A 13,753-nucleotide genomic window follows, 5' to 3' on the forward strand; every position below is an offset into this window, starting at 1 on the left:
GGTGAACGCGCAGGGCCTTGGCTACCTGGTGGTGGCGGACGCCGATCAGGTGGGCTGGACGGCCACGCTGGACGGCAAGAAGACGCCGCTGGTCTCCGCCGACGAGGGCGTGGTGGCGGTCGCGGTCCCGGCCGGCACCCACACGATCGCCCTGCACTTCTCCGCTCCGCGCGGCACGATCGCGTACACGCTCACCGGGGTGACCGTGGTCGGTCTGATCGCCGTGGTGCTCGGCGAGGTGTGGTGGACCCGGCGGCGGCGGCGCGAGGCTGAGCCGGCGGCAGTCGTTTAGGAGCGCGTCTCCGGCTTCAGCATCGGTCGGCGGCAGCGCGCTCAGTCAACGATGACGACGATCCGGCTGCCTTCGCCACTCTCGCCGGGCTCGCCATCCCTGCCGCCTTCTGGTGCGGTCACGCCGACTATTCGCACCGCGCTGAGATCCGGAACGACCACGTCGGCGTCCAACTCGTCAGCGGCGTGCGTCGTGGCGACGGCCACCGTCACGGCTCCGGCAGCCCTGGCGGCGGCGAGCCCGGCAGGAGCGTCCTCGAAGACCAGACAGCGCTCCGGCGGCACGCCCAGCAGCTTTGCACCCAGCAGGAACGGCTCAGGGTCCGGCTTGCCGCGGCTCACGTCGTCGATGGTGACCAGCACCGGCGCGCCGATTCCAGCCGCGCCGAGCCGGACCCGGGCCAACTGCCGGCCGGCCGAGGTGACCACGGCCCAGCGTCCCGCGGGTGCCGCGGCCAGCAGCCGGGCCGCTCCCGGCAGCACGACGACGTCGGCGGTGTCGGTCCGCTCCAGCTCGTCCAGGCGCTCGGCGGCCGCCGGGATCAGCTCCGCAGGCAGCAGATCGGCCAGGATCTCCCCGGCCGGGCGCCCGTGCCTGGGCACCACCGCGAACAGATCGGGGGGAATCGGGAACTCGGCCGCCACGGTCTGCCAGCCGCGCAGCACCGAAGCCGTCGAGTCGACCAGGGTTCCGTCCATGTCGAACAGCAGGGCGTCTACCTCGAAGCGCATGATCGGCGAGTCTAATCGGCCATGGCGAACGGCCAGTTAACCGTATTGATCGCGGATTTGGAGGTTACGTTCAGGCTGACCGGCTACCGTCGCCGGGAAAGGAGCAGCGTGTCGATTCTCAGATCCGTGACCTCGTCCCGGCGTTGGCGCACGTTCCTGCGGTATGCCGCGGGTTCGCTGGTCGCGACCGGATGCAGCGAGGTCGTGCTGGTGGCCGGGTACGGCCTGCTCGGCCTCGGGCCGCAGGCGGCCTCCCTGGTGGCCTGGGTGGCCGGGGCGGTGCCCAACTACCTGCTCAACCGGCGCTGGGCCTGGCGCGAACGCGACCGCCCGCCGGTGCTGCGGGAACTGCTCCCCTACTGGGTGATCACGCTGGGCACGGCCGCGCTCGCGATCGCCGCGACCACCGCCGCTGACGGGGTGGTTCGGCACGCGGTCAGCGACCGCGGCGAGCGTTCGTTCCTGCTCGGCGTGGTGTACCTGGCCGCCTACGGCCTGGTCTTCGTGATCAAGTTCGTGCTCTTCGACGGCTGGGTGTTCTCTGCAAAGCGCTCCTGCTCCACAGCCACCGCGGTGCCGGCCACCGAGTCGGGCTGAGCGGCGCGGCGGCGTTCGCGCCACCAGGTGCGCAGGACGACGCGCGCGTATCGGAACCCGTAGACCAGGTTCCCGCCCTTCTTCGTCTGCCCGCCGCCGCGCTGACGGATCGTCATCGGCACCTCGGCGACGCGGTGGCCCGCCGCCAAGACGCTGATCAGCAGCTCGGAGGACTGGTACTGCGGCTGTTCGAGCGTGAGCGCGGCCGGAATGCCGGCGCGCATGGCGCGCAGGCCGAAGGACGTGTCCGTCACCCGCGTGTGCATCAGCCTGCTGACGATGAAGGCGAAAACCCGGCAGCCGAGCTGGCGCACCGGATCGCGGGTCTGGTGGCTGCCGAGGATGCGTGATCCGGTCACGAAGTCGGCGCTGCCGTCGAGCAGCGGCGCGAGCAGTTGTGGCAGTTGTGTGTTGTCGTATTGTCCGTCGGCGTCGGTGGTGACGATGTACTGCGCGCCGGCTTCGTGCGCGAGCCGGTAGCCGAGCCGCAGCGCGGCGCCCTGGCCGCGATTCTCCGGAGCGACGCAGGTGTAGGCGCCGTACTTGAGCGCGATCTCGGCGGTCTCGTCCGTCGCGCCGTCGACGACGACCAGCGGTGCGACCTGCCTGCCCTCGCACTCGGTCGGCAGCGTCTCCAGCACCGGACCGATGGCCTCCGCCTCGTTGTAGGCGGCGATCACGATGACCACGGGCGCGAGGTGCGGCTGCTCGCCGTAGCGCTCGTGGAAGTCGGCCGCGGCCTGGGCGTCCGTCGGGTCGGGGTAGGCGGCCAGCAGTGGCCGTGGCCGCTTGTCCAGGCCGAGCAGCGCCATGAGTCCGAGCGCCCCGCCGAGTGGGAGCAGGGTGAGCGCGGGCAGCTGGTAGCGCCAGGAGTACTCGAACAGGTCGGCGCCGAGCAGCAGCGCCAGACCGGAGGCCGTGAAGAGGAAGCAGGCCGGGCGCAGCGGGCTGCGGCGAGCGCGGCGAGTGACGCCGACTGCCCCGGCCAGTCCGGCCAGAAGCGCGGCGCCGAAGAAGTAGCCCGGGGTGTAACCGCCGTTGAGCTGATAATCCAGCAAGCCCTGCGCGAGCGTGCTGTTCGCGTAGGCCGACTGTTCGCCGATGCTGCCGAAGAGCGCGGCCGGGGTCCGGTCGTCGGCCCAGACCGGATAGACGGTGAAGAACTGCCAGCGGCTGATCGGCGTGGCGCCGGGCACGTCCTGGCGCGGCGAGAGGAACAGCGCGAGGAAGTCGCGGCCGACGGCGCCGGCGAAATCGAGCGGCTGGTGCTCGATCACGTAGCGGGCGAAGCGGTGCTCGAGCGCGGGCGCGTTCGGGTCGTTCGCCAGTTTGGCCAGCGGGGAACCGGGGTTGTTGTCGTAGAAGTCCGGGCCGGTGCTCTCGCGCTGCGCGACCGTCTCAGACGGGCAGATCGCGGCGAGGTCCGCGGGCATCGCCGAGCAGTTCGCGACGGTCGCCGCCCGGCCGTAGAGCATCGCGGCGCCGGTCGGCGAGTTCGGCGTGAACTGACCGGTGTTCGCGTCCATGTCCCAGGCGTAGAGCAGCACCGGCAGCAGGAAGCCGGCGAGCAGCAACGCGGCCGACCGCAACCGCGGCCGCCAGCGCGGCCCGCAGGCCCACAGCACGTACAGCAGCGCGGGCGCGATCGTGACCTCGCCGATGGACCGCACCGCGACGCTCATGCCGAGGATCAGTCCGGCGGCGACCAGGGTCTTGGCTCCGGCCTTCCTGCGCCAGGCCAGCAGCAACAGCGCGCCGGTGACCATGCCGAGGAAGATCGCGTCGCTGAGCAGGTACTCCTCCATCTGCCACTGGTAGGCGTCGAGGAGGATCGGCGCGGCGGCCACGGCCGCGAGGGCCTTCGGCGCGCCGCAGCGTCGCAGCAGCGCGTACACGCCCAACCCCGCCGCCAGGCCGAGCAGGTGCTGGAAGACGGCGAGGGTGAACAGGTTGGCCACGGCCAGGAAGACCTTGATGACCAGCGAGTAGCCCATCGGGTCCTCGCCCTGGGGCAGCAGGTCGGTGCTGTTGCCGACGTACCAGAACGAGTCGAGGTTGGTCAGCAGCGGCCGGTAGGCCTGCAACGCCAGCAGCCGGCCGACCGCTCCGGCGACGAAGAGCAGCGTGAAGAACCAGTGCTCCCGCGCGGCCCGCAGCAGGCGGCGCGGAGCGGCCGCCGTCCACGCGCGCAGCAGCGGCCACAGCTCGGAAGGCGGCTTCGCCCAGGACGGCAGCCGGCCGGCCCGGCGGCCCGGCCGCGCGGGCGCCGCCGCCTCTCCGGTCACGGCCGCTGCTCGCGGAAGTCCTGCCAGACCCCGGCCAGGCCGTCTTCCAGGGTGACCTGCGGCTCGTATCCGAGCGAGCGGGCGCGGGCGATGCTGACCACGACGGCGGGCATCTCGCCGGTCTGCGCCGGGATGTGCTCGGCGGGCAGCTCGGTTCCGGTGGCCGCGCGGGCCGCGCGCACCAGCTCCAGGACGCTGACCGACCGGCCGGCGCCGATCACCAGCGGGCCGAGGGCCTGCTGAGTCCAGGCGGTGAGCACGCCGCGCGCCACATCCTCGACATGCACCAGGTCACGCGACTGCTTGCCGTCGCCGTAGATGCGGACCGTCTCGCCGTCGCGTGCGGCGCGCATGAGCCGAGGCACGAAGCTGTCCTTGTGCGCCATGCCCGGACCATAGACATTGGTGAACCGCAGCGCGCAAGTCGCCATGCCGTACGCGCCCGCGTAGCCGGACAGCAGCATCTCGCAGGCCGCCTTGGAGGCGCCGTAGGGCGTGAGCGGCCGCAGCGGCGAGGACTCATCGATCGTCGCGGTGCCCACGTCCCCGACCACGGCGTTGGTCGAGGCGAGCAGGAACCGCGGCACGCTGTGCAACCGCGCCAGTTCCAGCAGTCCAGCCGTGGCCGTGACGTTCAAGTCGTGTACCCCGGCGGGATCGCGCATCGAGGCCAGCACCGAGGTCGCGGCCGCGAGGTGGACGATCCCGTCGAGCCCGGGGGTTACCGCCGCCTCGCGAAACGCGGGGTCGCGCAGGTCGCCGGTCAACGCCTCGCAGCCCTGCGGTACCTCGCCCGGCTGCCGGTCCGCGACGATCACAGTCGCCCCGGCCCGCATAAGCGTGCGGGTGACATGCCGTCCGATGAAGCCCCCGCCGCCGGTGACCAGGATGCGCTGCCCGGCGAGCTGACCATCCGCGGATTGCGTCGCTGCCGCCTCGGTCATCGGCGCGCTCACTGCGCGACGGCGACGGCCGAAGACGGGTTGCTCTGCCTGCGCCAGTGCACGACCGGGCGCATCGCGTCCGGTTCGATCCGGTCCTTGTTCTGCGCGACGACGTCGAACAGCGACTCGATCAGCGTGTCGGAGAGCAGATGCGGCTGCAGCCCCAGCTTCTCCAGGCTGGTGTGTACCGCGTTGTAGTAGTGGTTCTCGGACTCGACGCGCGGGTTATCCAAGTACTCGACTTGGACGTCACCCGGGTACGCGGCGGCCACCGTCTTGGCGATCTGCTCGACCGAGAGCGACTGCGTCATCTGGTTGAACACCCGGAACTCTCCGGCCGCGGCCGGGTTCTCGCAGGCGATCCGGATACATTCCGCGGTGTCCCGGATGTCGATCAGCCCGCGGGTCTGCCCGCCGGTGCCGTACACGGTCAACGGGTGGCCGAGCACCGCCTGGATGACGAAGCGGTTGAGCACGGTGCCGAACACCGCGTCATAGTCGAAGCGGGTGGCCAGCCTCGGGTCGAGCGCGGTCTGCGGGGTCTGCTGCCCGTAGACGACGCCCTGGTTCAGGTCGGTGGCGCGCAGGCCCCAGATCCGGCAGGCGAATTCGATGTTGTGGCTGTCGTGCACCTTGGACAGGTGGTAGAAGGAGCCGGGCCGCTTCGGGTAGAGCATCCGGTCGGTGCGCCCGTTGTGGGTGATCTCCAGCCAGCCCTCTTCGATGTCGATGTTCGGCGTGCCGTACTCGCCCATCGTGCCGAGTTTGACCAGGTGGATGGCGGGATCGGTCTCGGCGATCGCGTAGAGCAGGTTCAGCGTGCCGACGACGTTGTTGGTCTGCGTGTAGACGGCGTGCGCCTGGTCGATCATCGAGTACGGCGCGGCCCGCTGCTCGGCGAAGTGCACGACGGCGTCGGGCCGGAAGCCGGCTATCGTCGCCTTGGTGAACTCGGGGTCGGTCAGGTCGCCGACGTACGAGGTCAGCTGCTTGCCGGAGACCTGCCGCCAGGCCTCGACCCGGTCTGCGAAGGACTCGATGGGCACCAGGCTGCGCACGCCGAGCTCGGTGTCGTATCCGCGCCGGGCGAAGTTGTCGAGCACCGCGACCTCGTGGCCGTGGTCCGACAAGTACAGGGCCGTGGGCCAGCCGAGGTAGCCGTCCGCGCCCAACACCAGGATCCGCATGACCTGACCTCATCCATCCGCGTTCGTGACCGGGCTGTTACCAAGGCTCAGTGGACATGCGGCGTCTGAAAGGGTGCTGGGCGGTTTCTGCAAAGAGCCTGAAATTCGAGCCCGGGACGAGGGATGATCCCCCTATGGACTCTCGCCGCCTTACAGCCGCTATTCAGGAAACAGGCAGCAGACGTTCAGTTGCCCAGCGCAGGATCGGCGTCGTGCCGATGCCCGAGGAATCAGCCCCGCGCCTGCTCGTCGTGGACGACGAGCCGAACATCCGCGAACTGCTCTCGGTGAGCCTGCGGTTCTCCGGGTTCGAGGTGGTCGCGGCGGCCAGCGGACGCGACGCGCTGGAGAGCGCGGAGCGCGACCCTCCGGACCTGGTGATCCTGGACGTGATGCTGCCCGACCTGGACGGATTCCAGGTGGCCCGGCGGCTGCGCGAGTCCCGGCAGGTGCCCATCCTGTTCCTGACCGCGCGTGACGCGCTGCAGGACAAGGTGACCGGCCTGACCCTCGGCGGGGACGACTATGTCACCAAGCCGTTCAGCCTGGAAGAGGTGGTCGCGCGGATCCGGTCGGTGCTGCGGCGTACCCGTGGCGACACGCCCTCCGCGGCCCGCTATCGGGTAGGCGATCTGGAGCTCAACGAGGACGCGCACGAGGTGCGGCGCGGGGGCAGGCTGATCGAGCTGTCGCCGACAGAGTACAAGCTGCTGCGGTACCTCATGCTCAACAGCGGCCGGGTGCTGTCCAAGGCGCAGATCCTGGACCGGGTGTGGAACTACGACTTCGCCGGCCAGCACGGCATCGTGGAGTCGTATGTCTCCTTCCTGCGGCACAAGCTGGAGAGCCAGGGCCCGCGGATGATCTACACGGTGCGCGGGCTCGGGTACATTCTGCGCGAGCCGCATGAGGGAGACTGAGTCTTCAGGATGACTGAGTCTTCAGCATTCAGTCGGACAATCGCGGCTGTGGCCACCGGCTGAAGTGACTACGGCGTGCAGTGACTACAGACGACGAACTTGGACGGGAGCGGTGAGGCACCGAGGGCTCCGTCTCGCAGCCGGCGTGCGGTGGACGTGGAACCGCAGCCCGCTGTGGGCACGGCTGGTCGCCGGCGCACTGGCGCTGGTCGCCCTCGCGCTCACGGTGACCGGCGTCATCGGTATCTCGCTGCTTCGCGATTATCTGATCAACCAAAACGGCCAGCAGTTGCGCGCCTTCGGCAGCGCGGTGGCCGAGGCGCACCGGTACAAGCCGATGAGCAGTGGGCTGAACTGCGGCGGCCTGCCCAACGACAACGCCACCGAGCTGATCAGCGGCTCCGATACCGCGTACGTCGTCGCCTACTGCCCGGCGTGGGTGAACGGCGACACCGTGCTGCCCGAGTTGCCCTCGCACGCGGCACTGGCGGCGGCCGCGCAGTCCGGTGACTCGTTCATCCTCACCAACAAGGGCAAGCCGACCCTGCGTTGGGAGGCGGTCGTGGTCCAGACGGAGTACCACGTCGCTCCCCCGCCGCCGAAGCACACCAACGCGCTGGCGGACGCCGCCAAGTCCGGGGCGACCGCGGGCATGCCCTCGACGACTCAGACGGTGCCGGGGTACGTGCTGGTCGCGACCAGCCTCAACTACGTCGACGCGACCGTCGCGCAGCTCACCCGGCTGGAGGTCGCGATCGACTCCGCGGTCGGCGCGGCGCTGGTGGTACTCGGCTACATCATCGTACGCACCGCGTTGCGGCCGCTGACCCAGATCGAGGCCGCGGCCGAGGCGATCTCCGCGGGCGAGCTGTCCCGGCGGGTGTCCGGCGGCCATCCCAAGACCGAGACCGGCCGGCTGTCCGCCGCGCTCAACGGGATGCTCGGCCAGATCGAGGCCGCGTTCAGCGCGCGCGAGCGCTCCGAGGCCGCGGCCCGCGACTCGGAGCGGCGCATGCGCCAGTTCGTCGCCGACGCCAGCCACGAGCTTCGCACCCCGCTCACCTCGATCCGCGGCTTCGCCGAGCTCTACCGCCAGGGCGCCGCGGACTCCCGCAGCATGCCCGACCTGATCCGCCGGATCGAGCAGGAGGCGCTGCGCATGGGCGTGCTCGTCGAGGACCTGCTGATGCTCGCCCGGCTCGACCAGCAGCGGCCGCTGGCCCGCGACCAGGTCCATCTCGGCGCGCTCGCGGCCGAGTCGATCGCCGGGGCGAAGGCGCGGGAACCGGGCCGGACGATCGAGCTGCGGATCGAGCGGCCTTCCGCAGGTGGCGCGCCCGTGGTCATCGGCGACGAGACCCGGCTGCGTCAGGCACTGGACAACCTGCTCGACAACGCGCTGCGCCACACGCCCGCCGCCGCCCGCGTCTCGGTGCGAGTGCGCCCGAGCCCGGAGGGCGCCGCACGGCCGACCGAATACCTGCTGGAGGTCGCGGACACCGGGCCCGGGCTGACCGAGCAGGCGGCAGCGCACGTGTTCGAGCGCTTTTACCGCGCCGACCCCGCGCGTACTCGCAGTTCGAATGGTGACCGTGGCGCGGGACTCGGTTTGGCCATCGTCGCGGCTATCGCCGAAGCGCACGGAGGGACCGCGTCAGTGCATACGGCTCCTGGCCAGGGCGCCGTCTTCCGCCTCGCGTTGCCGGCCGCTCCGCCGCAGACCGAACCGGCAGAGCCCGCGGAATCCGAGGAGACGGAGGAGTCCGCGCTCGACCCCGCGCTGGGTTCCGCACCTTAGGTACCGGGTCGGGACCGTACCGCCCGCCATAGCGCGTACCGCATGAGGCAGACTGTTCCCCGCGCGTGTGACGGCCGCATCGAGCACTCGGTCACGCGTTCGCCGATCTTTAGAATGGCCGTATATGCCGAACCTGATGTGGACGTGGCAGGAGGCCACGGTCATCGCCGGGGCGCTGGCCGTCGGGTGGGGCCTGCTGCGCTGGCGGCAGGCGTTTCGGCGCATACAGCCGTTCCTCCGCGAAGCCGCGCTGATCATCGGTTTGTACGCCCTGTGGCAGTTCGCCGGTTCGCTCTCGGGCAACGGGACCTACGCGGCGGTCGGGCGCGGGCAGTGGATTTGGAACACCGAACGCTCAGCGCATCTGCTGAGCGAGCGCACGGTGCAGGGCTGGATCCTGCCGCACCCGCTGATCGTGCAGGCGGCGAACCTGTACTACGACACAATGCACTTCACCATGATGATCGTGTTCCTGTTCTGGCTGTTCATCCGGCACCGCGACGCTTATCCGCGCTGGCGCACGACCCTCGCCCTGCTCACCGCCTCGTGCCTGCTGATCCAGTTGATCCCGGTCGCGCCGCCGCGGATGATCCCGAACCTGGGCCTGGTCGACACCGCGATGAAGTACGGGCAGTCGGTCTACGGCACGGTCGCCGGCTTCCGCGCCGATCAGCTCTCAGCGATGCCTTCAGTACACGTCGGCTGGGCCGTACTGGTCGCCGTGTGCGTATACCGGGTCAGCACGTCACGCTGGCGGTACATCGGGATCGTGCACGCGGTGATGACCATCCTCGTCGTGGTGGCGACCGGCAACCACTACTGGGGTGACGGGATCGTGGCCGTAGCGCTGCTCATCGCGGCCTTGTGCGCGCAGTGGGGCGGCCGCAAACTCCGACAAAAGCGCGTTACTGCACGTAAAGACCTAACCAAGCAGGATGTGGGACGCGGCGGGCTTGTTGACGTGAGGTAACACCGCGTTCATTATCACGGGAGCTGCGCAGCTACTAGCGGGTAACCCACAAACGCCCGCGTCACCCCCACTTCGCCTCCCTCCCCCGCTCGGAGTCTCTCCATGCCCAACGCCGTGCGCGCCCGCGCCACGGTGGCCGTGGGTGGTGCGCTGCTGCTCGCAGTCGCGACCGCCAACGCCGCCGTGGCGGCTCCCCCAGGCAAGTACGTATCTCTCGGCGACTCGTACGTCTCCGGACCGCTCATCCCGGACCAGGTCAACCTCGGTTGTCTGCGCTCCGACCAGAACTACCCTTCGCTCACAGCCGCGGCCGAAGGCTTCTCCGGCTTCGCAGACGTCAGCTGCGGCGCCGCCACCACGGACGACATGACGCAGTCTCAGGCCGACGGCCCGATCGTCGTCAACGGACCGCAACTCAACGCCGTCACCTCCGACGACGGCCTGGTCACGCTCGGAATCGGCGGCAACGACATCGGCTTCATCAGCATCATCGCCACCTGCGCGGGCGAGAGCCTGACCAATCCGTTCGGCTCCCCCTGCACCGCGCACTACACCGCGGGCGGCACGGACCAACTGGCCGCCGCAATCGACGCGACCGCACCCAAGGTCGGTGCCGTCCTGCAGGCCATCCACCAGCGTGCGCCGCAGGCCAGGGTGCTCGTCGTGGGCTACCCGGACATCCTGCCGGAGTACAGCAACGGCTGCTGGCCGCTCGAACCCATCGCGTACGGCGACGTCTCGTACCTGAGGTCGACCGAGAAGCGGCTTAACAGCATGCTGGCCGAGGAGGCCGCGGCGAACAACGCGCAGTACGTGGACACGTACACCTCGACGATCGGCCACGACGTCTGCCAAGCGCCGGGAACAAAGTGGATCGAAGGACTCGTGCCCCTCGCACCCGCCGCCCCCTTCCACCCGAACGCACAAGGAGAGGCCGCGATGGCCAGGGCCCTCGAAGCCGCCCTCGGTTCCTAACCGCCCCACCCTCCTCAGCCACTAACCGCCTCAGTGGCAACCGCCTCAGTGGCAACCGTCTCAAGTGGCAACCGCCTCAAAATGTCTTATATACGCACCTAATCGCATAATCCCCTCAACTTCCACGCGGCGAGGCACCTTCCCCGGTTGCCTCGCCGCCGCGCTTTCCACGCCTGCGAACCTCGTTATCCACAGGCTCGAAGAGTTTTCGCGCATCTTGTCGGCGCAATCCGCTAGAAAAGACTCATGATCGACCAGACCGACTCGACCAGCTCTCGGGATGCCGCAGCCAAGACCACGGACATCGCGCCCGACCGCGCCGCGTTGCGCGCCGAGGCGGAGTCGGTGCTGCGCGCCCTGGCCGGGCCGCAGGCGCGACTGCGCGAAGACCAATGGCAGGCGATCGAGGCCCTGGTCGCCGACCGGCGGCGCTGCCTGGTGGTGCAGCGTACCGGCTGGGGCAAGTCAGCGGTCTACTTCGCGGCGACCGCACTGCTGCGGGCGCGCGGGGCCGGGCCGACCGTGATCGTCTCGCCGTTGCTGGCCCTGATGCGCAATCAGATCGCCGCGGCCGAGCGCGCCGGACTGCGCGCCGCGACGATCAACTCGGCCAACCTAACCGAGTGGTCCGAGGTCGAGGAGCGTATCCGGCTCGGCAAGGTCGACCTGCTGCTGATCAGCCCGGAGCGGCTGAACAACCCGGCCTTCCGGGACAACGTGCTGGAGAAGCTGGCCGCCGAGACCGGCCTTCTGGTCGTGGACGAGGCGCACTGCGTCTCGGACTGGGGCCACGACTTCCGCCCCGACTACCGGCGGCTGCGCACACTGATCGCGCACCTGCCCGCGGGGCTGCCGGTGCTGGCCACCACGGCCACCGCCAATGCGCGAGTCACTGCCGACGTGGCCGAACAACTCGGCACCGGCCTCGACTCCACCACCGCTCCCGCCGCCAAAGCGGCCCGCAGTGCGAGCCCCACCACCGCTCCGAACGCCGCCAAAGCGGCCCCGCCGGTACCGCGAACCGGCCCCGCACCACTTCTCCTTCGCGGCCCCCTCGACCGCGCGTCCCTCCGCCTGTCCGTCATCCGCCCGGGCGCAAACGCCCCGGGCACGGCCGCCGGCGGCGCAAACGCCCCGGCCTCGGCGCACCGCCTCGCCTGGCTCGCCGACCACCTCGCCGAACTGCCGGGCTCCGGCATCATCTACACGCTCACGGTGGCCGCGGCCGAGGAGACCGCGCTCTTCCTCCAGGAGCACGGCCACACCGCGGCGGCGTACACCGGCCGCACCGATGACGCGCAGCGCCGAGAGGCCGAAGAGGACCTCCTCGGCAACCGGATCAAGGCCCTGGTGGCGACCTCGGCGCTCGGCATGGGTTTCGACAAGCCCGACCTCGGCTTCGTCGTCCACCTCGGCGCGCCTTCCTCGCCGATCGCCTACTACCAGCAGGTCGGGCGGGCCGGCCGCGGCGTCGAGCGCGCGGAGGCCGTCCTGCTGCCAGGTCCCGAGGACCAGGCGATCTGGCGGTACTTCGACTCGCTGGCCTTTCCGCCCCGCGCGGTGGTCGAGCAGGTCCTCGCCGTGATCGGGCAGTCGCCGAAGCCGCTGTCCACCATGGCCATCGAACCGCAGGTCGAACTGCGCCGGGGCAGGCTGGAGCTGATGCTCAAGGTGCTGGACGCGGACGGCGCGGTGCGGCGCGTCTCCGGCGGCTGGGCGGCGACCGGCGTGCCTTGGACCTACGACGAGGAGCGGTACGCCCGGATCGCGGCAGCGCGCGAAAAGGAGCAACGCGCCATGCTCGACTACGCCGCGACCGACGGCTGCCGGATGGAATTCCTGCGCCGCCAACTCGACGACCCGTACGCCGAGCCCTGCGGGCGCTGCGACAACTGCACCGGATCGCGGCTGTCCGCCGAAACTTCCACCACAGCAGTAGTGGCAGCCGATGCGCACAGCCACCGAGTCGGCGTCCCGATCGAACCACGTAGGCAATGGCCAAGCGGCATGCCATCAGTCGGAGTGGACCTACGCGGCAAGATCCCAGAGGAAGAGCAGCACGCGACCGGCCGAGCGGTGGCCCGGCTGACCGATCTCGGCTGGGGATCGACGCTGCGCGACCTGTTCGACCACAACGCGCCCGATCGCCCCATCTCCGACGCACTCGTCAACGCCGTCGTCGACGTTCTGCGCGAATGGTCCGCGCACGAGAACGCGGCCCGCCGATGGAGCGGCGCAGGCCGACCAGTCGGCGTCGTCTCGATCAGCTCCCGGAGACGTCCCCAGCTGATCGGTTCACTGGCCGCACGGGTCGCCGAGATCGGCAGACTGCCGCTGCTCGGCACGGTGGACCGGGTTGCCGACGGCCCGTACAGCGGAGGCGCGAACAGCGCGTGGCGGCTGCGTTCGGTGCACGCGGCCTTCGCCATCGGCCCGGACCTGGCCGAGCGGCTCAGGGAGAGCCCCGGTCCGGTACTGCTGGTTGACGACCTGGTCGACTCCGGCTGGACGCTCACCGTCACCGCGCGCCTGCTGCGGCAAGCAGGCGCGACCGCCGTCCTCCCGCTCGCCTTGGCTACCGCGGGCTGACCCGCCCTGCTTCCACGCTGTTTCCCAACAAAACAGAGCTCTAACACAACGTCTTTCCCGCCCTCCTCACCCGCTTCGCCGGGTTCGGCCGTGTCGGGTCAGCCTGTCCGTTTAACAGTCCATTGACACACCGTGCGCGACTGTCTAGCTTTCCCGGCGACCAAGGAACCGGTCGGCGCCGCGCGGGTTCCGGTTGAATTCGAACACTGCTTCAGTGTTCTCAATGATCGGGCAGTCGAGGAGGACTGATGACCCACGCACGCCTGCGTGCACTGATCACCGCGGTGGCGCTGGCCGCCGCACCGCTGGCGGGAGTCGCCGCCACGGCGCCGCCCGCAGCGGCGCTGAGCAACGGCCTGGCGTTGACTCCGCAGATGGGGTTCAACGACTGGAACGCGTACGGCTGTAACGTCTCCGAGTCGCTGATCAAGGCCACCGCCCTGGCCATGCACGACAACGGGATGC

The 13,753-nt window shown here is 70.1% G+C and carries 11 protein-coding genes and 1 pseudogene; 8 read left to right on the forward strand and 4 right to left on the reverse strand.

The features are described 5' to 3' along the window. Positions 1–292 (forward strand): YfhO family protein (locus VFB40_RS12960; protein ID WP_324850327.1); only part of this gene is annotated, 292 nt, incomplete at its 5' end. A 41-nt stretch (positions 293–333) separates the two neighbouring features. On the opposite strand, the gene VFB40_RS12965 is transcribed toward VFB40_RS12960, so the two are convergent. Further along, positions 334–1,023 carry an HAD-IA family hydrolase gene (locus tag VFB40_RS12965; protein WP_324850329.1) on the reverse strand — a complete coding sequence of 230 codons (690 nt, stop codon included), beginning with the start codon at positions 1,021–1,023 and terminating at the stop codon, positions 334–336. A 108-nt stretch (positions 1,024–1,131) separates the two neighbouring features. Between VFB40_RS12965 and VFB40_RS12970 the strand changes: the two genes are divergently transcribed. After that, the gene (locus VFB40_RS12970) at positions 1,132–1,620 is read left to right on the forward strand and encodes a GtrA family protein (RefSeq protein WP_324850331.1); all 489 of its coding nucleotides are present in this window, start codon (positions 1,132–1,134) and stop codon (positions 1,618–1,620) included. On the opposite strand, the gene VFB40_RS12975 is transcribed toward VFB40_RS12970, so the two are convergent. Genes VFB40_RS12975 through VFB40_RS12985 form a run of 3 tightly spaced genes read right to left on the reverse strand, consistent with a single transcriptional unit; the run spans position 1,512 to position 6,036 of the window. Further along, complete coding sequence (locus VFB40_RS12975; protein WP_324850333.1) at positions 1,512–3,905, reverse strand: glycosyltransferase family 2 protein; 2,394 nt, start codon at positions 3,903–3,905, stop codon at positions 1,512–1,514. The genes VFB40_RS12970 and VFB40_RS12975 overlap by 109 nt on opposite strands. Continuing rightward, the gene (locus tag VFB40_RS12980; protein ID WP_324850335.1) at positions 3,902–4,849 is read right to left on the reverse strand and encodes an NAD-dependent epimerase/dehydratase family protein; all 948 of its coding nucleotides are present in this window, start codon (positions 4,847–4,849) and stop codon (positions 3,902–3,904) included. Before VFB40_RS12980 ends, VFB40_RS12975 begins: the two co-directional genes overlap by 4 nt. Before the next feature lie 8 nt (positions 4,850–4,857). Next, positions 4,858–6,036 (reverse strand): NAD-dependent epimerase/dehydratase family protein, encoded by a 1,179-nt coding sequence (locus VFB40_RS12985; protein WP_324850337.1) that lies wholly within the window; start codon positions 6,034–6,036, stop codon positions 4,858–4,860. Positions 6,037–6,254: 218 nt separating this feature from the next. On the opposite strand from VFB40_RS12985, the gene VFB40_RS12990 reads away from it, so the two are divergent. The 6 genes and pseudogenes from VFB40_RS12990 to VFB40_RS13015 all read left to right on the forward strand — a co-directional run. Further along, on the forward strand, positions 6,255–6,956 hold the full coding sequence (locus VFB40_RS12990; protein WP_324850347.1) for a response regulator transcription factor: 702 nt from the start codon (positions 6,255–6,257) through the stop codon (positions 6,954–6,956). 145 nt (positions 6,957–7,101) lie between these two features. Further along, the gene (locus tag VFB40_RS12995) at positions 7,102–8,754 is read left to right on the forward strand and encodes a sensor histidine kinase (RefSeq protein WP_324850339.1); all 1,653 of its coding nucleotides are present in this window, start codon (positions 7,102–7,104) and stop codon (positions 8,752–8,754) included. 124 nt (positions 8,755–8,878) lie between these two features. Then, complete coding sequence (locus tag VFB40_RS13000) at positions 8,879–9,724, forward strand: phosphatase PAP2 family protein (RefSeq protein WP_324850341.1); 846 nt, start codon at positions 8,879–8,881, stop codon at positions 9,722–9,724. 102 nt (positions 9,725–9,826) lie between these two features. Continuing rightward, positions 9,827–10,699, forward strand: coding sequence for an SGNH/GDSL hydrolase family protein (locus VFB40_RS13005; RefSeq protein ID WP_324850343.1), 873 nt, complete (start codon positions 9,827–9,829; stop codon positions 10,697–10,699). A gap of 246 nt (positions 10,700–10,945) precedes the next feature. Continuing rightward, positions 10,946–13,288 carry a RecQ family ATP-dependent DNA helicase gene (locus VFB40_RS13010; protein WP_324850345.1) on the forward strand — a complete coding sequence of 781 codons (2,343 nt, stop codon included), beginning with the start codon at positions 10,946–10,948 and terminating at the stop codon, positions 13,286–13,288. A 248-nt stretch (positions 13,289–13,536) separates the two neighbouring features. After that, positions 13,537–13,753 (forward strand): annotated as a pseudogene (locus VFB40_RS13015) (alpha-galactosidase); the annotation flags it as partial.

This window comes from Actinocrinis sp. (assembly GCF_035650855.1).
In the GTDB taxonomy this organism is placed as follows: domain Bacteria; phylum Actinomycetota; class Actinomycetes; order Streptomycetales; family Catenulisporaceae; genus Actinocrinis.

Excerpts from the sequence above, each read along its gene's own strand:
- VFB40_RS12965 (WP_324850329.1), bottom strand. The coding sequence starts at position 1,023 with ATGCGCTTCGAGGTAGACGCCCTGCTGTTCGACATGGACGGAACCCTG.
- VFB40_RS12980 (WP_324850335.1), bottom strand. The coding sequence starts at position 4,849 with ATGACCGAGGCGGCAGCGACGCAATCCGCGGATGGTCAGCTCGCCGGG.
- VFB40_RS12985 (WP_324850337.1), bottom strand. The coding sequence starts at position 6,036 with ATGCGGATCCTGGTGTTGGGCGCGGACGGCTACCTCGGCTGGCCCACG.
- VFB40_RS12990 (WP_324850347.1), top strand. The coding sequence starts at position 6,255 with ATGCCCGAGGAATCAGCCCCGCGCCTGCTCGTCGTGGACGACGAGCCG.
- VFB40_RS13000 (WP_324850341.1), top strand. The coding sequence starts at position 8,879 with ATGCCGAACCTGATGTGGACGTGGCAGGAGGCCACGGTCATCGCCGGG.
- VFB40_RS13005 (WP_324850343.1), top strand. The coding sequence starts at position 9,827 with ATGCCCAACGCCGTGCGCGCCCGCGCCACGGTGGCCGTGGGTGGTGCG.
- VFB40_RS13010 (WP_324850345.1), top strand. The coding sequence starts at position 10,946 with ATGATCGACCAGACCGACTCGACCAGCTCTCGGGATGCCGCAGCCAAG.